Here is a 19,937-nt window from a genome sequence, read left to right on the forward strand (position 1 = left end):
AGGGGGTGGCCGGGGCCGGTGGCGGTGATGCCGCCGATGCCGGGGGTGCCGGTTCGGGTGATTGTCGTGGTGGTGTCCCGGGCGGGGCGCGACTCGCGGTCGTCCGTCTCCCCCGGGCGGGCCAGTCGAACCGGATGCCCGGTCATCAGGCTCGTCGGCGTCTCGGTCGGATGCGTTAACGTCATGATCTCTTGATCCCCCTGATGATCGTGCTGTCCGGAATCTGGTATTCCCCAGACTCCGGACTGCGATGTCGGATGTGTGGCTAGTGGTCTTTGGTGCCGTCTGACTACGAACCGTGCTTACGAAGTCGCATTGTGGCAGCGATGGGGGTGGTCCTCCGGTCCGGGGCGGTGAAGGACCACGTTGTATTCCGCATTCTGTTACGCAGAGTTAATAAAAATGTCGACCTGACCGACTCGGCCCGGGTGCGGGCGCGCTCGACCGGACTGCCGCGGTCCCCGCTCCGTCTGGTCCCTCGAACAGGCGTTGACCAGCGCGTCCTTGAAGGGGTCAATGGACGGTGAGGCGCGAGACGAGAAAACGCACAAGCACGCTCGCCCGGGATCCCGCCGATCCGAGCTCGGAGTCGACTACAGTGAGTTGTCGACCTACGCGTCGCACGGTGACCGCCGCCTCGACCTCCGTGTCGAGGGGGAGGGAGACGAACGGTGCAACGGCAGCCGGTGCGCCGAACCGTGGCGGTCGCCGGCCCAGGGCTGGGCACAGAGAGCAGCAGGGGATCGAGGAGACCGGATGCCGAGGGTTTCTCCCGTGCCTCGGGTGGGCGCGCGGGCCAGTCGCCAGGCGTGTCCAGAGGAAGGCTGGCGGCGCGCACGCTACCGCTCGTCCCGCGCGCGGCGGCGGTGAGGGAGATCTTCGAAGGCGAGAGTCGTTGACCCCCGGCTTAGTACGGGAACGGGGAGCGTGGCCGGGACAGCGGCTGGACGGCCTGGGCGGCGGGAGGGAGCCGTTCCGGCAGGGGCGGCACGGGATCACAAAGGATCATGGTCGTCCCCGCGGGATCGTACTGCGACGTCGAGGTTTCCCCGGGTACTGGTTCTGTCTAGCAGGATCAGTCGATTATCTGAAGGTATGGGGGTGCTGGTGACGCCTGTCACGCCGATCGGCCGCCGGCACCTGTTCGGCGGACGAGCTCGTCACGACCGTCACGACCGTCACGACCGTCACGTCCTCAGGCCCATGGCGACGGGACCGAGGACGTCCAGGTGGCCCGGCACGGGCCGACCTGGACGTCAGGATCGGGCGAGGTGAACCAGGATCAGACGAGGTCGAACCGGTCGAGGTTCATCACCTTGACCCACGCCGCGACAAAGTCGTGCACGAACTTCTCCCGCGCGTCGTCGCTCGCGTAGACCTCCGCGAGCGCGCGCAGTTCGGAGTTTGAACCGAAGACGAGGTCGGCGCGGCTGCCGGTCCACCTGACCTTGCCCGTGGCGGCATCGCGGCCCTCGAAGGTGTTCGCGTCCTCGGACGTCGTCTTCCACGTCGTGCCCAGCTCGAGCAGGTTGACGAAGAAGTCGTTCGTCAGCGACCCGGGGGTCGCGGTGAAGACGCCGAGCGGCGACTGCTGGTAGTTGGCGCCCAGGACCCGCAGACCACCGACGAGGACCGTCAGCTCGGGGGCGCTCAGGGTCAGCTGGTTCGCCCGGTCGAGCAGAAGGTACTCAGCCGGCAGGCGGTGGCCCTTCCCCAGGTAGTTGCGGAACCCGTCCGCCGTCGGCTCGAGCACCGCGAACGACTCCACGTCGGTCTGCTCCTGCGACGCGTCGGTACGTCCCGGTGCGAAGGGGACCTCGACGTCGAAGCCGGCGTTCGCGGCGGCCTGCTCGACGGCAACACCACCGGCGAGCACGATCAGGTCGGCGAGTGAGACCTGCTTGCCGCCGGTCTGGGCGGCGTTGAAGACCTCCTGGATTCTCGTCAGCGTGCGCAGGACCGCCGCCAGCTGGTCGGGTTCGTTGACCTCCCAACCGCGCTGTGGTTCGAGGCGGATGCGCGCACCGTTGGCGCCGCCGCGCTTGTCACCACCGCGGAACGTCGAGGCCGACGCCCACGCGGTGGAGACCAGCTGGGAGACCGACAGGCCCGAGGCAAGGATCTGACCCTTGAGAGTGGCGACGTCCGCGGCGTCGATGAGCTCGTGGGCCACCGCCGGGAGCGGGTCCTGCCACAGCAGCGTCTCGGTCGGGACCTCCGGGCCGAGGTAGCGCGCGACCGGCCCCAGGTCACGATGCGTCAGCTTGAACCACGCCCGGGCGAACGCGTCCGCGAACGCGCTCGGATTCTCCAGGAAGCGCCGCGAGATGGGCTCGTAGATCGGGTCGAACCGGAGGGCGAGGTCCGTCGTCAGCATCGTGGGGGCGTGGCTTTTCGCTGCGTCGTGGGCGTCGGGGACGGTGCCGGCACCGGCACCGTCCTTCGGCTTCCACTGGTTCGCACCGGCGGGGCTCTTCGTCAGCTCCCACTCGTAGCTGAACAGGATCTCGAAGAAGCTGTTGTCCCAGCTCACCGGGGTGTTCGTCCACGCACCCTCAAGCCCGCTGGTGATCGTGTCCCCACCCCTGCCGGTGCCGAAGGTGCTCGTCCAGCCGAAGCCCTGCTCCTCGATGGGGGCGCCCTCGGGCTCCGGGCCGACGTGCTCGTCCGGGTTGGCCGCGCCGTGGGTCTTGCCGAAGGTGTGGCCGCCGGCGATCAGGGCGACCGTCTCCTCGTCGTTCATCGCCATCCGGCGGAACGTCTCGCGGATGTCGCGCGCCGCGGCGATCGGGTCCGGGTTGCCGTTCGGGCCCTCCGGGTTGACGTAGATGAGACCCATCTGGACGGCGGCGAGGGGATTCTCGAGCTCCCGGTCGCCGGTGTAGCGCTCGTCGTCGAGCCAGGTGGTCTCGGGGCCCCAGTAGACGTCCTCGTCAGGCTCCCAGACGTCCACCCGACCGCCGGCGAAGCCGAAGGTCTCGAAGCCCATCGACTCCAGGGCGACGTTGCCGGCGAGGATCATCAGATCGGCCCATGAGATCTTCTGACCGTACTTCTTCTTGACCGGCCACAGCAGGCGGCGAGCCTTGTCGAGGTTCGCGTTGTCCGGCCAGCTGTTGAGGGGAGCGAAACGCAGCTGGCCGGCACCCGCACCACCGCGACCGTCGCTGATGCGGTAGGTACCCGCGCTGTGCCACGCCATCCGGATGATGAACGGGCCGTAGTGACCGTAGTCGGCCGGCCACCAGGCCTGCGAGGTAGTCAGCACCGCCGCGATGTCCTGCTTCACGGCGGCGAGGTCGAGGGTCCGGAAGGCCTCGGCATAGGTGAACTCCCCGCCGAGGGGGTTGGCCACGGCGGGGTTCTTGGCGAGGATCTTCAGGTTGAGCCGGTTCGGCCACCAGCCGCGGTTTCCGCCGCCCTGGGTGGGGTGCGGGGCGCGCCCGTGCGCGACCGGGCAGCCACCGCCGTTCTCCGCGTTCGTGTTGTACACGACTGCGTCATGGTTCTCGGACATGGGACCCTCCGGGCATAGACGGATCAGGAGCGATCAGGAACGCGTGCGGTGGAACAGCCGGGGCGCCGGCCCCAGTAGATGGCCGCGGCCGTCGTTGATGGCCTCGTTGACGGCCTCGTCGATCGAGAAGCCGCGCAGGGATGACTCCACTGTCATAACTGTCACACTGTCACGGTCGGCGACTCGGAAGAGAAATCGAAAAATTCCGCAACTTTGATAGCCTCAATCTATGGCTAGTCCGCACCCGACCCTGGCCCAGCTGCGCGCCCTCGTCGGAGTGGCCGATCACCGGCACTTCGGCCGCGCCGCGGCGGCCCTGCACGTCAGCCAGCCGACGCTGTCCAGCGCGGTGGCGGCGCTTGAGCGCACCCTGGGCGTCCAGCTCGTGGAACGCACCACCCGCAGCGTCCTGCTCACCGGGCTCGGGGAGGAGATCGTCCGGCGGGCCCGGGGGGTACTGGGTGCCGTCGACGACATCGGTGAACTGGCCATCCGGGCCCGGGAACCCCTGGTCGGTGACATCCGTCTTGGGGTCATCCCCACGGTGGCCCCCTACCTGCTCCCACAGCTGCTGCCGACGCTGCGGGAACGGTGGCCGCAGGCGCGGCTGCGGCTGCGGGAGTCTCAGACGGCCACCCTGCTGGCGGAGCTGCGCGGCGGTGCGCTCGATCTCGCGTTGCTCGCTCTGCCCACCGATGAGCCGGGGACAGCCGAGATCCCGCTGTACGACGAGGACTTTGTCCTCGTCACCCCCGCGGAGCACCCGCTGGCGGGTGGCGTTGCCGTGCCGGTCGCAGCCATCGGCGGGCAGGACCTGCTCCTGCTGGAGGACGGGCACTGCTTCCGGGCCCAGGCACTCGAGGTCTGCCGGGAGGCAGGGGCACGGGAGCGTTCCACCCTGCGTGCGGCGAGCCTGTCGACGATCGTCCAGATGGTCGCCGGTGGCCTGGGGCTGACCCTCGTCCCCGCCGCCGCTGTCGGAGTCGAGGTCGGCGAGGGGCGGGGCCTGGCCGTCGCCACGTTCCGCCGGCCCGCGCCGCACCGGCGCGTCGGCCTGGCCTACCGCTTGACCTCGGCCCGCGTGACGGACTGGAACCTGCTCGCCGCCGAGGTGCGGGCCGCCCTGCCGGGGACGGGTCTCGCCCTCGCCCCGGTGCCGGCCGCGGCGGTCTGACGCGCGCCCTCGGCGGGCTCCGGGGAACGCGGCAGGCCGGCCGCGAGCGCACGCCACTGTGCCACTGGCAGCGGATCCGTCTCGGCGGATTGCCGGCTGACAGCCGCGAGGATGTCATGCCATTCCTGCAGCGTGGTCACGATCGCGGGCTGGTCGCCGAGGTGCTCGAGGAGCCCCTGGGAGTGCGTTCAGCCGCGCGACCAGCCGGGGCAGGGCGGGATGCCGCGATGCCCGCACCGTCGCCCGGCTGTGGTTTCGTGCGGGCGGAGCTGGGCAGAAGGACTTTGGGCTCATTGTCCGTCAGCGGACAGGGCCAGGGTCCCGCCGGCTCGTCTTGATGAGGAAAACTGATTCGAGGGGATGGCGGGACCGCCGTGCTTCGCGGCCTCCACACCTGCCCGGGTGCTGTGTGCCCAGGCGGTGGCCGTCCCGGAGAGGTCGCGCCGGTTGTTCACCGTTCCGGCGGTTGCGGAACAACCCCGAAGCAGTGGTCAGTGTTTCCCGCCGCGGCCGATTTACCCGCCGACGACCAGGGAGACGGCGATGGAAGTGTTTGACCGATAACAGCTGATTGTGTGGTCGAATCGAATGATGTCGAAATGATATTGACGAGTGGAGGAACATCATGGCATTTCCGGTGCGAAGCAGCCAACGTCCGGCCCCGGTGATCAGGTGGGATCCGTTCCGGGAGATCGAGGACGCCTGGACCCGGATGGGAAGCCTGCTCGATGAGGTCGTCGGTGGCGCGGAAGGCCGACCGGTGGGACTGCTGGCCGCCGCCGTCATCCCGGTCGACATCGAGGAGACCGACGATGCCTACATCGTCGAACTCGAGCTCCCCGGGGTGCGCGGCCGCGATGTCTCGATCGACCTGCAGGATAACGAGCTTCGGGTCACCGGTGAGATCAAGGAGCGGGAACGGAAGGGCGTGCTACGCCGTCAGACCCGCCGGGTGGGCAGGTTTGAACATCGCATCGTGCTGCCGGGCGAGGTGGACCCGGAGTCGGTCAGTGCGTCGCTGGACGACGGGGTGCTGACGATCCGGCTCGCCAAGTCCAGGAAGAGTCAGCCCAGGCACATCGAGGTCACCGGCGGCAGTGGCGGCGGCAGCTGACCCGGCGGCGGGGCCGCTGCCCGCGTGTCCGCTATCCCCGGCGGAGGCCGTGCCCGCCTGGCCGCGGCGCCGTGGTGAATCCTGAATCCTGAATCCTGAATCCTCCATAAAACTACACCGGACAACCGGGTGTGGGCAGTTAGGATACTTACAACTACACAATCCCTACCAGAATGGTAGATTATTAAAATTCCCTCTGGACTCGCAACGGAATGGTCGTTAATGTTGCATCCGTTGTCTACGGAGGAGGGAAATGATCAACATCATTGGTGCGGGCTTCGGGCGCACCGGAACGCTTTCGCTCAAGTTGGCCCTCGAACAGCTCGGTTACGGCCCTTGTCATCACATGGACGAGGTCCTCGCGCACCGAGAGACCATTGCCGCATGGACGAGTGCCGCTGAAGGCGCTCCTGTGGACTGGGACTCGCTGTACGGCCAGTACAGATCGACAGTCGATTGGCCGGGAGCCCGGTTCTGGCGGGAGCTTGCGGACCACTACCCGTCGGCTCGAGTGATTCTTACGGTTCGCGACCCGGAAAAGTGGTATGACAGTGCGCGGAGCACACTGTTCCAGGCGATATCGAACCGACCGGCGCGAATGAGCGCGGAAGCCATGCGCGTGATCACCATGATGAATCTGGTGGTGTGGGACGGTGTCTTCAAGGGGCGTTTCGCAGACAAGGACCACGCCCTACAGGTCTTCGCGGAGCACAATGCCGCGGTGCAACGCGAGATCTCAGCCGACCGTCTGTTGGTATTCGACGTCGCCCAGGGGTGGGGGCCCCTGTGCGACTTCCTCGGTGTGCCGGTTCCGGGGGAACAGTTCCCCCGACTGAACAATCGAGAAGCCTACGCGGCGAAACACCGTGAACGTGTCGTCGCGGCCATGAGCGCGAGTGGTGTCCAGCCGTGAACCCGCCCAGCTCGGTGGCTGAGGCGGGGATTCCCGGCCCGGCGCGGTCCCGGGCACGTGCGCATCCCACGGCACCCGGAGCCGGCCGCCGGCGTGGAGGATCAGGAGCGGCGGGCGCGTAGCACCCGAGTGAGGACGTCCGGTCGCAGCAGGGCCGACGGCGGTTCGACCAGATTGATGATTCGCATGAACACCCGGGCCACCACCGGGTCGGTATGCGCGGCGGCGTGCACGTGGGGCAGATAGGCGTTGACCAGCCTGATCCGCGGGGTGCGCCGCCCCTGCACCTGTGGGTATCCTAGATCATTTCCGGTGGCCAGAGCCCAGGCCAGGTCGGCGGGAACGGCCGCGGCGGTGAAGAACCGCCGGGGCAGATCGGCGTCGGTGCGGGCGGCGGGTGGGCCGAGCGCGTCCGGCGTGTCCCGCAGGGCGTCCCGCAGCGCCAGCGCCTGCTGGGCCGCGACCGTCATCCCCTGGGCGTACAGCGGGTTGAGGCTGCACACCGCGTCCCCGAGGGCGACGAAGCCGGCGCTGGGCTCGCGCAGGCGTGCGTACGGGCGTCGCACCGATCCGCGAAAGCGGTAGGGGGTCGGATCCCCGAGCGGCTCGGCGTCGGCGATGAGCCGGGCGATGTCGGGAGCGGGCAGGGTTGCCGCGAAGCGGGCGAACCCGTCCGGGTCGGTGGGCGGATGCTCGCCGAGCATGCCGGCCAGGGTGACGATCCACCGATCGTCCTCCTGCGCGACGGCGCCACCGCCGCGCAGCCCGGGGATCGTCGAGATGATAACCGCACGTTGGCCGTCGAGGTCGCTCGCGCGTCGCCGGTAGACGCGGGATGCGTAGCCGAGGTCGACGTCGACCTGCTCGCGCACGGGCACGGGCAGCCCGTGCGCGGCGAGCCAGTCCGCTGCCCGGGAGCCGCGGCCGGTCGCGTCGACGACCAGCTCCGCCTCGATGACCTCGCCGCCGTCGAGGTGCGCATCCGCAGGGCGTACCCCGCCGGGCCAGGTGCTGCTGTCGGGCCGGGTGCCGTTGGCTTGGGTGCCGTTGACTCGGGCGTCGTCCGGCCGCGGGCCACTGTCGAGGCGTTCGACCCGGACCCCGACGATCCGGCCGGGTTCGTCCGGACCGCCCGGGCCGGGCCGGCCCACCAGCCCAACGGCGCGCACCCGCTGCAGCAGGCGGACCTGGGAACGGGCGAGTACGGCCTCCCGCAGCACGCTCTCCAGCAGCGGCCGGCTCGCCAGCAGGGAGGTGAGCCCGGTGTCGGTGGGGTACAATCGCCGCCCGCGGACGTACCACCGGGTCTCGACGAGCATGTGGGCGCGAGGCGCGCCGTGGCCGGTCACGGTGTCGGTGAACCCGGGGAACAGCTCCTCCAGGCACAACCGGCCTCGTTCGGTGAGGGCGTGCAGATGGGATCCCTGCGCGACGCCGCGGCGAGTACCCTCGGTGGTGAGGTCGTCTCGTTCGATGATCGTCACCCGGTCGAAGAACTCGGCCGTCACCCGGGCCGCGAGGAGCCCGGCCATCCCGGCGCCGAGGACGACGGCGTGCCCCCGGCTGCCGCGGGGCGGCCGGGAGTCCGTCAGGGCCGCGGAAGTTGACGTTCGGCTTGTCCTGGCGGCTGTCGCTGAGCGGCTCCAGGCAGCTCCAGCTTCTCGACCCGCGTCAGCAGCGTGCGCAGCAGGTGTCACATGAACTCCCTCTTGCCCGGTCTCTCGCGCGGTGCATGGAGCAGGTGCCTGGAGCAGGTTCATGGAGCCAGAGCAGCCATGAGGTATTGGCGGCCCGCCGGATCGACTCGTGGGTTAATCTTCCCGGAATCCTGGGCGAGAACATCATAAAAATCCAAGGACTTCGTCGTGGGCGCCATAGCCTGTTCCCATCGATCGATGGGATGACGTAATGACTGGCCGTTGATATTGTCGAACCAACTGTGGTGAAATAGAAACGAGTCCGCACAGGTCGACGGGACCGGGCCAGGGGAGATTCCAGCATGGCGACCTCCGACACCATCGAGAACGCGCACAGCTTTGACGTATTCCAGCACTATGAGCGGCTGCAGTGGAAGCTGGTCGACCTGCCGCTGGACGAGATCCGCAGGGATCTTGTCCAGCCCGAGTATATTGCGCTGGTCAAGGGTGCGGTCATGGGTGAGGCCACCTCCATCGCGGCGGTGCACGGCTTTCTCAACGAGTTCACCGACGATTACGACTGCTCTGCCTTCGTGAACATCTGGGGCTACCAGGAGCTCCAGCACCACTACGCCTTCCGGGCGTGGCTGCAGGCGGTGGACGCCCAGATCGACCAGCGCCGGATCGAGGCGTTGCGCGAGCCCTACGTGCCGGGCACCACGCCGAGCGCCACTTTGATCACCAACGTCATCTCGGAGATGACGGTGAACACGGTCTACCGGACGATGTCGGAGTGGGTGCGCGAGCCGGTGCTGGCGGACCTCATGCTGCGCGCCAGCCGGGACGAGGCCGGTCATGCCCGGGAGTTCATGTACTTCGCGAAGCGCCGGCTGGAGCGGAATCCGCACGAGCTCGTGTCCGTGTTGGAGACGTTCCACTTCTACATGTCGAACAACCGGATCAAGCATCCGGTGGGGGAGTTCAAGCACCGCCTGCTCGAGGATCTTCAGGGCCACGAGACCATTGACACCGCGTTCGAGGTGTTCTTGCGGGTTTCCGAGCCGGATACGCTGGAACAGCTCCAAGTGAAGATCCGCAAGGCGCTCGGCAGCGTTCTCGGCCGGGAGTTCAACCGGAACTCCGACATCCGGCAGGCGTTGGTGGAGGCGATGCCCTGACCGCTTCGGCGATCGAGTTCGTCAGTACCGGGCCTGACGGTGCCGGGTTTGCCGGTACCGGGCCTGTCACGAACGGATCCGGTAGTTTCCCGTGCGGCCATCCACGCGGACGCGTCCCAGCCGGGACGCGTCCGCGTGATCGTGCGCGTGATCGTGTGGCGGCCGAGTCGTGGGGAGCTGAGCACGGTCCAGGGATCGCGGACCGCGCTCAGCTCCCGCAAATTCACCGGCCGCCGGTTCGTGGGACGGCCACTGCTGCTGCGCTGGTCCTGGCAGGGACCTACGGGGTGTCCAGGGTCGTCGACCGGCAGGCGTCGACGAAGCGAACCAGTTCGTCGACCTTGTCGGTGCGGACGTCGACCGCCCGGTTGACCACTCGGATGAGGTGCGGGTAGGCGTCGGTGTGATCGTAGCGGGCAGTCTCGGCGATCCGCAGGGCCCAGCGCCAGTAACCCCGGATCGTGTCGGCCAGTGGCATCCGGAAGTGCGCGATAACCTCCCGGATCGGCTCGATGACGGCGTCGCCGTGGCGGCGCAGGTACCGTTCCACGATGTCGGCCATGAAGGTGAAGTGCCGGGCCTCGTCCTTGGCGAGCCGGTTCAGCAGATCGGCCAACACCGGATCGCCGACGACCGCCCGCAGCTGCTGGTAGTACAGCTGGGTCGCCTTCTCCTGGACCAGGGCGTAGGCGAACAGCGAGACCGCGTGGTCGTGCGGCAGTTCGAAGTGCTTGCGCCCCTCGGTCGCCAGTTCCCGCCGCAGCTCGTCGGGATCGGCGATGCCGGCGGCGACCTGGTAGCGGAACAGTGCCCGGGCGTGGCTGTCCTCCTCCTGCGCCCAACGCACGGTGAAGTGGTAAAGCTCCCGGTTGTGCACGAAGGTCTCGACGTCGACGTCGGGGTTCAGCGGGAAGGCCCGCTCGTACACGCCGAAGTAGCCGGGCAGGTGGTCCTCGATCAACGTGATGAACCGGACCGCGGAGCGCTGTCCCTCGGTGAGCCGACCGGCGTCGGCGTTCTCCCAGGCGAATGTCGATTCGACGTCGAAGCGGCGGGTGGTGGAACCCGCCTGGTGGAAGGCGATGACGGCCGCCTCGACCTCGGCGGGAGGAAGCAGCGGCGCCAGGGCCGGGCGTGCGGGGGCTCGCGGTGGTTCGACGCCGCGGGCCTGGCCGAACGCCGGCCGGAGAATGTCGGATGCCGTCATGATGTGGATCCCGTTCCTCGCTCGGCGGCGGTCAGCGTGCCTTGCGGCACACCAGCGCGTAGTGCTTGGTGGTGTAGCCCCAGCCGGCGTTCGCGACCTCCAGATAGCGGCGCAGCGTCGCGGCCGTTCCCGGGCGGATCGCGTCGATCCGCTCCGCGGCCGCGTCGACGTTCACCAGCCAGTCGTCGATGGTGCGCCGGTAGTCGTCGGTGAGATCGTCGAGGCTCGCCAGGGAGAAACCGGCGTCCTCGGCGCCGGCGACGAGGTCGGACAGCGGCCGCATGTCCCCCCAGCCGAAGATCGATGCGCGGACGAACTCGGTCCCTTCCCGATGGTCGAACGCCGCCCGGGTGGCCGCGTTGCGAAAGCAGCTTTCCGACACGTACAGCCGTCCGTCGCGGCGCAGCAGCGCCCGGGCCCGCCGGAACACGACATCGAGGTCGGGCATGTGCACGATCGAGCCGAGCATCGTCACCGCGTCGAAACTCCCCGAGGGCAGCTCGACCGTCTCGAAGTGGCCCTGGATCGTGGTGACGCGGTCGCTCACGCCGAGCTCGGCGGCTCGCTGCGCGATGTAGGCGTGCTGTCGCCCTGCGGGGGAGACCCCGACGACCTCGGCTTCGTACTCGACCGCCATGAACAGCGTCAGCGAGCCCCAACCGCATCCGATGTCGAGGACGCGACCACCGCGGCGCAGGCCGAGCCGATCGGCGACGAAGTGGAGCTTGGCGATCTGCGCCTGCTCGAGGGTGTCGTGCTCCGTGCGGTAGAGACCCGAGCTGTACTTGCGCAGGGGATCGAGGAACAGGCCGAAGACCTCGGGCGGCAGGTCGTAGTGCTGATTGGTGTCGCTCGTCGTGGGTTCGGTGCTCGTCGTGGGTTCGGTGCTCGTCGTGGGTTCGGTGGCGAGGCCCGCCGCCGCCTCCGGCGCGGTGGTGACGGGCGAGCTCATGCGGCCTGCACCTGCAGCGCAGCCTGGACGACGTCGGCGACCTCGGCGACGGTGACCGCCGAGAAGACGTCATCGTCCTCGAGCTCGACGTCGTACTCGCGTTCCACCCGGGCGATCATCCGGAGCACCTTCACCGAGTCCGCACCCTCCACGGAGCGCAGATCGGCGTCCGCAGCCAGGTCCTCGATCGGGATGCCGAGCTCACGAGCGACGATGGCGGTGACGGTGGTGACGATCTCCGTATACGACACGGACATTCAGTGCTCCTCTGAGGTGGGGAGGCCGGCGGCGGTGGACCCGGTGGCCGGTGGTCTGGTGAGCGTCGCCGCCAGCGCCTGCGCGACGCGGTCGGCCTCGGTCGGATTCAGCATCATCCGGTCCCGGGCGGTGTCCATCGGGGTCGGGCGGTAGGTCGCGCTTGCGGTCGCGAGCAGCGTCCCGGCCTCGTCGAGGAGCTCGGCCTCGGCGTGCACCAGCCCGTTTGCTCTGCCGCCGCTTACGCCGCCGGCCGTGCCGCCGGCCGTGCCGCCGACCGGTGCCGCGTCCCCGCGGCCGGGGGTAGCATCCGGGACGCCGCGCAGCCGGGCGACGCAGCGGTATTCGGCGCCGACGCTCAGCGGGGCGAGGTAGCGTACCCGCAGCGCGGTGGTGAACGCGGTGAGCCCGACCTGCAGCACGATCAGATTGCCCATCGTCTCATCGACGATCACTCCGATGAGGCCACCGTGCACGACGCCGGGATAGGACTCGTGCCGGCGTTCGAGCCGGAAACGGGTCGAGATGCCGTCGGCGTGGGCGGAGAAGCGTAGTTGCAGCCCGTGCGGATTGTGCGGCGAGCAGCCGAAACACCGATAGTCCGCGAGCACGGACCACGGCACGCTCAGGTAGTCCTCCGGATCGTCGGCTTCCCGCGGGCCGTCAGGGCTCGGCGTCATCAGGTGGCTGTGCATCGGGCTCCCTGGTCGATGGGCGCGGAACGCGGTGGGTGTGCGGAATTGGACGCTGGGCTTGCGGGTCAGAGCACGCCGCGCCCGACCAGGTCGCGTACCGCCAGCCGTTGGAATTTGCCGCTGGAGGTGCGGGGCAGCGCGCCGGGCTCGACCAGACGCACCGTCACCGTGGACAGCCCCAGCGCCGCAGTCGCCGCCATCCGCAGGTCGGTCGCGAGTCGGGCTCGGTCCGCGGGCTCGGTCAGCGCGGTCTCGCCGACCACCGTGACGCCGCCGGCAGCCTTCGCTCCGGTGGCGTCCGGAGGGCTGCCGGCGGCGTCCGGCTGGTCGGGGGAGCCGAAGGCGACGACGCGACGTCGGTGCACGCCCGGAAGGTCACGCACCGCCGCTTCGGCGTCCTCGGGGTAGTAGTTCACGCCGCGTATAATGATCATTTCCTTGTCCCGGCCGGTCACGAACAGATCGTCGCCGCGCTGGAAGCCGAGGTCGCCGGTGCGCAGCCAGCCGTCCGCTGTGAAGCCCCCGGTCGTCAGGCCCCCCGCGGTGAGGTAGCCCGAGGTGACCGAACCACCCCGGATCTGGATCTCGCCCACCCGCAGGCTCGGCGCCAGACCGTCGCCGAGCGGATCGGCCAGGACGTCACCGTGCAGGTCGGCGATGCGAATCCGGATGTCGCGGACCGGCCGGCCGACGGCGACCAGCCCCTTGGCGCGCGGATGCTCGCGCGGGACCTCCGTCACGATTCCCTCGGCGGCGAGTCGGTCCCGGTCGACCCAGGTGACCACGGGGGCGCGGCCCAGCGGCGGGAAGGCCACGGCCAGGGTGGCCTCGGCCATCCCGTACACGGGGAACATCGCCGTGGGGGCGAACCCGGCCGGCGCGAAGTGGTCGAGGAAGCGCTCGACGCCGACCGCGGAGACCGGCTCGGCTCCGTTCAGCGCGACGCGCCACCGGCGCATGTCCAGCCCGGGTACCTCGTCTGGGTCGATCGCCCGGACGAGGTCGTCGTAGGCGAAGTTCGGCGCCGGCGAGATCGTGGCGCCGCTGGCGAGGAACGAGCGCAGCCAGCCGGCGGGGTCACGGACGAAGTCCGCCGGGGACCAGACGGTCATCGGGATGCCGGTCATGATCGCGCTGAGGGTCGCGAACAGCCCCATGTCGTGGAACAGCGGCAACCAGATTCCGCCGTGATCGCCTTCACCGAGCCGGATGCCGTCGATGATCGCGCGGATGCCGCACAGCACGGCGCGGTGGCTGAGCACCACGCCCTTCGGGGCCGCGGTGCTGCCGGAGGTGAACTGCACGATCGCGACGTCGTCCGCACCCACCGCACCCACCGCACCCACCGGGCATTCGGGACCCGGATGTGGCTGGCGTGTGGGCGTGGCGGGACCGACGTCGCGGACCAGGTCAGCCGCGGGGAGGAACCGGAGTCCGCCGAGCCGGTCGGCCGTGCGGCGCAGGATGGCCGACACTCGGCCGCCGGTGACCACCCGGTGGATGCCCGCGGCCGCCGTAGTGCGCGAGACCCGGTCGGCATAGCCGTTGAGGTCGTGCGCGGTGGTCGGCAGTGGCAGCGGACAGGCCGCCGCGCCCGCCCGACTGATCGCGAAGAGCGCGAGCAGAAACTCGGCCGAGTTCGCGGCCAGCACCCCAACCCGCTCGCCGGCCTGGACCCCGTCCGTCGTCAGCGCGGCCGCGATGATCCGGGAGGTGGCCGCGAGGTCCCGCAGCGAGATCACCTCGTGGGTGGACGGGAACGTGACGGGCGTGTCGGGATGCCGGGCGGCCGCGACGTCCAGTGCGTCGTGCAACGTCTCGGCGTCGAGCGGCTCATGGTGCCCGCGAGCGTCGGTCGTGCCGGTCGGGTCGGTCGGGTGGCTGCCGTGGGTCGCGTGGGTCGGCCCGCCGGTCGTCGCCGACCGTGGGGGGCCCGGCCGCGGATGGAGAGTCGGAGACATGGGCGAGATGGCGGAGGTGGGCGAGGTGACCTCGCTCCGGATGGCAGGCATGATCCGCGCTCCTGTCTTCCGCGTCCGGGTGTCTTCCGCGTCCGTGCGACGGATGGGGCCCGGCCGGCACCGAGGCGACGGCGGCCGAACAGCAGCCGATCGGGCCGCCCGTCGGGTGTACTCGCCCGTCGGGTGTACTGATCTCTGTCCGTCGGGTGTACTGATGATCGGATGTGCTGATGAATGCCGCGGGCGGCAGGAAAAGGCTCGTGGGTATGGTGGTCGTTCGTCAACAAAAATTTAGGTAATCTATTGATCCATCAGGGCCGACAATACATCACCGAATCGTTCCGGCGGTCGGAAAATTCATCCGATGGTTTCCTGGGAGTTCACCTGGGTGTCGTCCTGGTGGTATCAAATGTACCGATCACCTCGCCGGGTCGCCGGGTCGCCGGGTCGCCGGCTCGGCGCGCGACCGCGACCGCGACCGCGACCGCGACCGAAGCAAGTTTCCCGTGTCCGGCCGGAATCCGGAGACAAGGGTCAGGAGACAAGACTCGGGAACGGAACTGAGGGTCCCCACCCGCCGCCACCGTCCTTACTCATCCCATCCATCGCCTCCATTCCCTCATTTCTCACCGCCGCGATCAGGCTCCGGGCAGGTGGCCTGAACGCACAGGTCCCGGGGCGCTTCCAGGTGGAGACCCACCGTGAACCGAGCTCCGTGGCACCACCCGCGCCGGCATTCGTCGGACCGACGATGAGGAGCACGTCATGGCAGTCACAACCGATTCCGTATTCGCCGGGGCGGACGCCGGTACCGGCGTCGCGGCCGACCACGGGAAACCGCTCCCGGACCAGGCGCCTGATCTGCTGGCCGCGTTGTTCGATCCCGCGAACAGGCCGAATCCCTATCCGCTCTATGCGCGCCTGCGGGCAGCCGGCCGGCTGCACGAGACGCCGTTCGGACTGCGGGTCGCCACCCGGCACGACGACTGTGTAGCGGTACTGTCCAACCAGAGCTGGGGGCACGATCAGGAGGCCCACCAGCTGCATCCCACCTTGCCCGCCGAGGAGTTCCCGGCGACGTTCCTGTGGATGGAGCCGCCGGACCACACCCGGCTGCGCGGCCTGGTGAGTAAGGCGTTCACCCCGGGTCGGGTCGCCGATCTGCGGCCGCGTATCACCGCCCTCGTCGACGATCTGCTCGACACCGCGCTGCGGGCCGGAGAGTTCGACCTCATCGAGACGATCGCGTACCCGCTGCCACTCACGATCATTTGTGAGATCCTCGGGGTGCCGGCGGCCGACCACGGCATCATCCAGATCTGGTCGCAGGCGTTGGCCAGGGCGTTCGACCCGGACGTCCTGATGTCTCCGGAGGCGTTGGCGGAGCGTAACGACGCCATCCCCGAGTTTCTCGCCTACTTCCGTGCGCTGGTCGCGCGCAGCCGCCGCAGCGGTGGCGACGATCTGCTCAGCGCGCTGGCTGCCGTCGAGGAGCAGGGTGATCGGCTGACCGAGGACGAACTGCTCGGCACCTGCGTGACCCTGCTGATTGCCGGCCACGAGACGACGGTCAACCTGGTCGGCAACGGGGCGCTGGCGTTGCTGCGTAACCCCGACCAGACGGCGTTGCTGCGCGACGAACCGGATCTCATCCGGCCCGCCGTCGACGAGCTGCTACGCTATGACTCCCCGATCCACCTCAACACCCGGGCAGCGACCCGGGAGATGACGGTGGGTGGCCGAACCTTTTCCCCGGGTGAGGGTGTGGTGGCGTTGATCGCTTGCGCCAATCGTGATCCGGAGGCATTCGACGACCCGGACCGTCTCGATGTGCGCCGCTACGTGGCAGGCTCCGGCGCGTCCCGGCACCTGTCGTTCAGCCTCGGTCACCACTACTGCCTCGGCGCGCCGTTGGCGTTGCTCGAGATGGAGATCTTCCTGGCGGGGTTCCTCCACCGGGTCCGGTCCGCCGAGCTTCTCGTCGATTCGCCGCCCTACAAATCCAACCTGCTCATCCGAGGACTGGCGGAGCTCCCCGTCCGCTTCCGGGGATAGTGCCGCAAAGTCGCGGATCGAGCCGCTTCTGATATTCTGCTCGAAGTCAAGTGCCAGGTCGGAGGCGTGGTGGATGCCACGTCGGGCGAATCTTACACCGTACCTTCCGTATCTCCACACGCCGTATTCACCCGTAGTTTTTCGGGATCGCTAGCGTGTCCGCGGGAGGTACCATGGAGAGCAAGATCGATTTCCGATACCTCGTCTCTTTCTTGGCGATCGCAGAAGAACTCCACTTCGGCCGGGCCGCGGCCAGGCTCCATCTGGCCCAGCCCTCTCTCAGTCAGCAGCTCCAGCGTCTCGAACGTGACATCGGTGTCGAACTGGTCAACCGGACCTCCCGGGAGGTCCGGTTGACCCCGGCGGGCCGGGCCTTCGAGATGGAGGCACGACGTCTGCTGGAACAGGCACGACAGGCGGTCCGGGCGGCCAGGGAGGCCGCTTCCGGCCGGACCGGTCGGATCTCCATCGGGTTCAACTTCCCCGCCGGGGAACGGGTCCTCCAACCCACCCTGCTACGGCTCAACGCTGACTACCCGAACGTCTCGACCACTCTCTGGGAGGCTCGCAGCGGCCCCCAGCTGTCCGCCCTCACCGCGGGAAAACTCGACGTCGCGCTCGTGTTCGCCGGGCCTCTCGCGGCCCAGTTGCGGTCCCATCGGGTCTTCACCGTGCCGCTGGTGGCGCTCGTCGGGCGAAACCATCCGTGGGCGGACCGTCGCCAGGTCTCGTTCCGGGAGCTGGCGGGCCAGGGATGCGTGCTGTTCCGCCGGGAACAGAGCCCGGCGATGCACGACGCTATCCTCGCCGCCGCCGACCGCTGTGGCATCCGCCTGAGTGTGGCAGAGGAGGTCGACGACTCCGGCGCCACCGGCATCGTCGTCACGACCAGGCCGGTGGTGGCCTTCGCGTCGGCGGATCGCGGCGCGCATGTGCCCACGAAGGGCCCCGTCGCGGTGCGGCTCGTCGACCCGGTACCGACTGTCGGCGCGTACGCGGTCTGGCGTCCGGATCCGCAGCCCGTCGTCACGGCCTTCCTCAACAGCCTCGACGCCGCCGGGCCGTTCCTGGGACCGCCGTCCCTGGATCCGTCCAGGTCGGACGAGCCGGCGACCGGCCCGGCACCAAGGCCGCGGAGCACGCCCGCGGCCTTGACCTCGGTGACCGCCGGTGCGTGCTCGCTGATCCGGCAGGCCTGAAGACCGGCAGGCCTGAAGATCGGCAGGCCTGAAGATCGGCAGGCCTGAACAATGGATCGATCAGAGAAAACCATCGCGGTCAGCTCCACAGCGACGTCCGTACCCATTCACATGGGCTGGGAAGACGGTTAGCATGAAGAAGCGGCCGGGCTTGTCCCGTTCCACTCGCGGTGCCATTTGGAGTGATGGGTGCGATGTCGGAACGTCTTTGTCATCGTCTTTTCCATCGCATTTAATAGGGGATTTTTCGTCGACCATCCGGGCTGACCTGTGCGCGTCCGGGAACGGGGATCAGGGGATCAACTGTGAACATTCTGCGGGTGCCCGGAGGTACTGAGCTGCCCGCCGACCGAGGGCTGGCCGCCGCCGTCCTTACTGAGGTCGCCATGGTCGCCGACCGGCCGGTTCTGGCCCATCAGGTGGACGGAGGCTGGCGCGATGTGACCGCGGGCCGGTTCTGCTTCGACGTCGCGGCCGTCGCCAGGGGCCTGGTGGCGCACGACGTCGGGGTTGGCGACCGGGTTGCGATCATGGGTCGGACCGGTTACGGCTGGGCCGTTGCCGACTTCGCGATCTGGAGCATCGGCGCGGTCACCGTCCCCGTCTACCCGACCTCCTCGGCCCACCAGGTCGACCACATCATCGGTGACTCCAAGGCCTCGTGGTGCTTCGTCGAGACACCCGACCACGAGCGCCTGGTCCTGTCAGCGGGTCTTCCCGCGACGCGCGTCTGGTCGCTGGACGAGGCCGTGTCGGCACTCGGCACCGCCGGTCAGTCCGTCGCGGAGTCCGAGGTGCTCCGCCGCCGGGACGCGGTCCGGGCCGACGACCTCGCGACAATCGTCTACACCAGCGGGACGACCGGCGTGCCGAAGGGCTGCCTGCTGACCCACGCGAACGTCTTCTCCGCCGCCGTCAACTCGGTGGAGCGGCTGGACCCGGTGATGCGTCCGGCCACCGGCTCGGCCAGTACCATTCTTTTCCTTCCGCTCTCGCACGTGTTCGGGCGTGTGACCATGATCGGGTGTCTGTGGGCCGGAGTGCGGACGGCCCTGCTGCCGGACCCCGGGGGCCTCGTCCCGGCGCTGCGCACCTTCCGCCCCACCTTCCTGATCACCGTTCCGTCGGCGCTGGAGAAGATGCGCAAGGGCGCGCGGGCGGCGGCGGCGGGCGGACTCTCGGGGCGCCTGTTCGCCGCGGCCGAACGGACCGCCTGCGTGCTGGGTCGGGCCCGGCGTGGGCAGGGCGGCCTGGGGCTCGTCACGCGGCTTCAGGCTCCGCTGTTCGACCGGCTGGTGTACCGCCGGTTGCGCGCGGCGTTCGGCGGGCGCCTGCGCCACGTCGTGTGCGGGGGAGCGACGCTCGACCCCTCCACCGCCGAGTTCCTCACCGGGGTCGGGGTGCACGTCCTCGGCGCCTACGGGCTGACCGAGGCCTCGACGGCCGTCAGCATCAGCGCTCCCGGGCTCGACCGGCCGGGCAGCACGGGCCGTCCGCTGCCGGCGACCACCGTCGCGATCAGCGACGAGGGCGAGGTCCTGGTGGCTGGGCCGCAGGTCTCGCCGGGCTACTGGCCGGATCGGACGGGCGCGCACGAGCCGTGGTTGCGCACCGGTGACCTCGGTCGGCTCGACGACGACGGGTATCTCCACATCACCGGTCGAATCAAGGAGATCATTATCACCACCGGGGGGAAGAACGTCTCGCCGGCACCGCTGGAGGACCGCATCCGGCTGCACCCGCTGGTCAGCAACGCCATAGTGATCGGGGAGAACCGGCCGTTCGTGACGGCCCTCGTGACCCTCGATCGGGCCGCCGTGCAGGCCTGGGCCCGGCGAGGCGGTCACAAGCTGGACGAGGCCGCCGCCCACACCGACCCTCGGCTGGTCGCCGAGGTCAGCGCCGCGGTCGACGCGGCGAACGCGCAGGTCTCGCGGGCCGAGTCGGTGCGGAAGTTCCGCCTCCTGAGCCACGACTTCACCATCCAGGGCGGCCAGCTCACCCCGTCGTTGAAGCTTCGCCGTGCCGTGATCGAGGAGGAGAACGCCAAGGAGATCGAGGAGCTGTACGCGTCCTGACC

Annotated in this window: 15 protein-coding genes and 1 pseudogene; 7 read left to right on the forward strand and 9 right to left on the reverse strand. The window is 69.2% G+C overall.

All coding sequences use genetic code 11. The features are described from left to right. The 3 genes and pseudogenes from BMG523DRAFT_RS16765 to BMG523DRAFT_RS27035 form a co-directional block, all read right to left on the reverse strand. Positions 1 to 185, reverse strand: a pseudogene (locus BMG523DRAFT_RS16765) (GntR family transcriptional regulator); the annotation flags it as partial. 1,097 nt (positions 186 to 1,282) lie between these two features. Beyond that, the gene (gene katG, locus BMG523DRAFT_RS16770) at positions 1,283 to 3,517 is read right to left on the reverse strand and encodes a catalase/peroxidase HPI (RefSeq protein WP_043591597.1); all 2,235 of its coding nucleotides are present in this window, start codon (positions 3,515 to 3,517) and stop codon (positions 1,283 to 1,285) included. A 33-nt stretch (positions 3,518 to 3,550) separates the two neighbouring features. Next, positions 3,551 to 3,682, reverse strand: coding sequence for a hypothetical protein (locus BMG523DRAFT_RS27035; RefSeq protein WP_255353890.1), 132 nt, complete (start codon positions 3,680 to 3,682; stop codon positions 3,551 to 3,553). A 64-nt stretch (positions 3,683 to 3,746) separates the two neighbouring features. Between BMG523DRAFT_RS27035 and BMG523DRAFT_RS16775 the strand changes: the two genes are divergently transcribed. From BMG523DRAFT_RS16775 to BMG523DRAFT_RS16785, 3 genes are all read left to right on the forward strand, one after another. Continuing rightward, complete coding sequence (locus BMG523DRAFT_RS16775) at positions 3,747 to 4,691, forward strand: LysR substrate-binding domain-containing protein (protein ID WP_011436355.1); 945 nt, start codon at positions 3,747 to 3,749, stop codon at positions 4,689 to 4,691. A 625-nt stretch (positions 4,692 to 5,316) separates the two neighbouring features. Beyond that, positions 5,317 to 5,805, forward strand: coding sequence for an Hsp20/alpha crystallin family protein (locus BMG523DRAFT_RS16780; protein WP_011436356.1), 489 nt, complete (start codon positions 5,317 to 5,319; stop codon positions 5,803 to 5,805). A gap of 253 nt (positions 5,806 to 6,058) precedes the next feature. Beyond that, on the forward strand, positions 6,059 to 6,718 hold the full coding sequence (locus BMG523DRAFT_RS16785; protein ID WP_035912232.1) for a sulfotransferase family protein: 660 nt from the start codon (positions 6,059 to 6,061) through the stop codon (positions 6,716 to 6,718). A 101-nt stretch (positions 6,719 to 6,819) separates the two neighbouring features. Here the strand turns inward: BMG523DRAFT_RS16785 and BMG523DRAFT_RS16790 are convergent, their stop codons facing one another. Next, positions 6,820 to 8,250 carry a hypothetical protein gene (locus tag BMG523DRAFT_RS16790; protein ID WP_023841709.1) on the reverse strand — a complete coding sequence of 477 codons (1,431 nt, stop codon included), beginning with the start codon at positions 8,248 to 8,250 and terminating at the stop codon, positions 6,820 to 6,822. A gap of 467 nt (positions 8,251 to 8,717) precedes the next feature. Between BMG523DRAFT_RS16790 and BMG523DRAFT_RS16795 the strand changes: the two genes are divergently transcribed. Next, positions 8,718 to 9,533: a ferritin-like domain-containing protein gene (locus BMG523DRAFT_RS16795; RefSeq protein ID WP_011436358.1), complete on the forward strand. Its 816-nt coding sequence runs from the start codon at positions 8,718 to 8,720 to the stop codon at positions 9,531 to 9,533. Between the two features lie 280 nt (positions 9,534 to 9,813). Here the strand turns inward: BMG523DRAFT_RS16795 and BMG523DRAFT_RS16800 are convergent, their stop codons facing one another. From BMG523DRAFT_RS16800 to BMG523DRAFT_RS16820, 5 genes are all read right to left on the reverse strand, one after another. After that, positions 9,814 to 10,740 (reverse strand): acyl-ACP desaturase, encoded by a 927-nt coding sequence (locus tag BMG523DRAFT_RS16800; RefSeq protein ID WP_011436359.1) that lies wholly within the window; start codon positions 10,738 to 10,740, stop codon positions 9,814 to 9,816. A gap of 31 nt (positions 10,741 to 10,771) precedes the next feature. Then, positions 10,772 to 11,692, reverse strand: coding sequence for a cyclopropane-fatty-acyl-phospholipid synthase family protein (locus BMG523DRAFT_RS16805; protein WP_011436360.1), 921 nt, complete (start codon positions 11,690 to 11,692; stop codon positions 10,772 to 10,774). Next, on the reverse strand, positions 11,689 to 11,949 hold the full coding sequence (locus BMG523DRAFT_RS16810; RefSeq protein WP_011436361.1) for an acyl carrier protein: 261 nt from the start codon (positions 11,947 to 11,949) through the stop codon (positions 11,689 to 11,691). Before BMG523DRAFT_RS16810 ends, BMG523DRAFT_RS16805 begins: the two co-directional genes overlap by 4 nt. Beyond that, positions 11,950 to 12,642: a PaaI family thioesterase gene (locus BMG523DRAFT_RS16815; RefSeq protein WP_023841711.1), complete on the reverse strand. Its 693-nt coding sequence runs from the start codon at positions 12,640 to 12,642 to the stop codon at positions 11,950 to 11,952. 65 nt (positions 12,643 to 12,707) lie between these two features. After that, positions 12,708 to 14,654, reverse strand: coding sequence for an AMP-binding protein (locus BMG523DRAFT_RS16820; RefSeq protein WP_011436363.1), 1,947 nt, complete (start codon positions 14,652 to 14,654; stop codon positions 12,708 to 12,710). A 714-nt stretch (positions 14,655 to 15,368) separates the two neighbouring features. Here BMG523DRAFT_RS16820 and BMG523DRAFT_RS16825 point away from each other — a divergent pair. From BMG523DRAFT_RS16825 to BMG523DRAFT_RS16835, 3 genes are all read left to right on the forward strand, one after another. Continuing rightward, complete coding sequence (locus BMG523DRAFT_RS16825) at positions 15,369 to 16,658, forward strand: cytochrome P450 (RefSeq protein WP_011436364.1); 1,290 nt, start codon at positions 15,369 to 15,371, stop codon at positions 16,656 to 16,658. Positions 16,659 to 16,843: 185 nt separating this feature from the next. Then, positions 16,844 to 17,857 (forward strand): LysR family transcriptional regulator, encoded by a 1,014-nt coding sequence (locus BMG523DRAFT_RS16830; protein WP_082456797.1) that lies wholly within the window; start codon positions 16,844 to 16,846, stop codon positions 17,855 to 17,857. Positions 17,858 to 18,162: 305 nt separating this feature from the next. Beyond that, positions 18,163 to 19,935 (forward strand): long-chain fatty acid--CoA ligase, encoded by a 1,773-nt coding sequence (locus tag BMG523DRAFT_RS16835; protein ID WP_011436366.1) that lies wholly within the window; start codon positions 18,163 to 18,165, stop codon positions 19,933 to 19,935. The last annotated feature ends 2 nt before the right edge of the window (positions 19,936 to 19,937 follow it).

The sequence above is a fragment of the Frankia sp. BMG5.23 genome, from assembly GCF_000685765.2.
Lineage (GTDB): Bacteria > Actinomycetota > Actinomycetes > Frankiales > Frankiaceae > Frankia > Frankia casuarinae.

Bases quoted from the DNA above. Each gene is read 5' to 3' on its own strand.
- katG (WP_043591597.1), bottom strand. From the start codon at position 3,517: ATGTCCGAGAACCATGACGCAGTCGTGTACAACACGAACGCGGAGAAC.
- BMG523DRAFT_RS16775 (WP_011436355.1), top strand. From the start codon at position 3,747: ATGGCTAGTCCGCACCCGACCCTGGCCCAGCTGCGCGCCCTCGTCGGA.
- BMG523DRAFT_RS16780 (WP_011436356.1), top strand. From the start codon at position 5,317: ATGGCATTTCCGGTGCGAAGCAGCCAACGTCCGGCCCCGGTGATCAGG.
- BMG523DRAFT_RS16785 (WP_035912232.1), top strand. From the start codon at position 6,059: ATGATCAACATCATTGGTGCGGGCTTCGGGCGCACCGGAACGCTTTCG.
- BMG523DRAFT_RS16790 (WP_023841709.1), bottom strand. From the start codon at position 8,250: ATGGCCGGGCTCCTCGCGGCCCGGGTGACGGCCGAGTTCTTCGACCGG.
- BMG523DRAFT_RS16795 (WP_011436358.1), top strand. From the start codon at position 8,718: ATGGCGACCTCCGACACCATCGAGAACGCGCACAGCTTTGACGTATTC.
- BMG523DRAFT_RS16800 (WP_011436359.1), bottom strand. From the start codon at position 10,740: ATGACGGCATCCGACATTCTCCGGCCGGCGTTCGGCCAGGCCCGCGGC.
- BMG523DRAFT_RS16805 (WP_011436360.1), bottom strand. From the start codon at position 11,692: ATGAGCTCGCCCGTCACCACCGCGCCGGAGGCGGCGGCGGGCCTCGCC.
- BMG523DRAFT_RS16810 (WP_011436361.1), bottom strand. From the start codon at position 11,949: ATGTCCGTGTCGTATACGGAGATCGTCACCACCGTCACCGCCATCGTC.
- BMG523DRAFT_RS16815 (WP_023841711.1), bottom strand. From the start codon at position 12,642: ATGCACAGCCACCTGATGACGCCGAGCCCTGACGGCCCGCGGGAAGCC.
- BMG523DRAFT_RS16820 (WP_011436363.1), bottom strand. From the start codon at position 14,654: ATGCCTGCCATCCGGAGCGAGGTCACCTCGCCCACCTCCGCCATCTCG.
- BMG523DRAFT_RS16825 (WP_011436364.1), top strand. From the start codon at position 15,369: ATGGCAGTCACAACCGATTCCGTATTCGCCGGGGCGGACGCCGGTACC.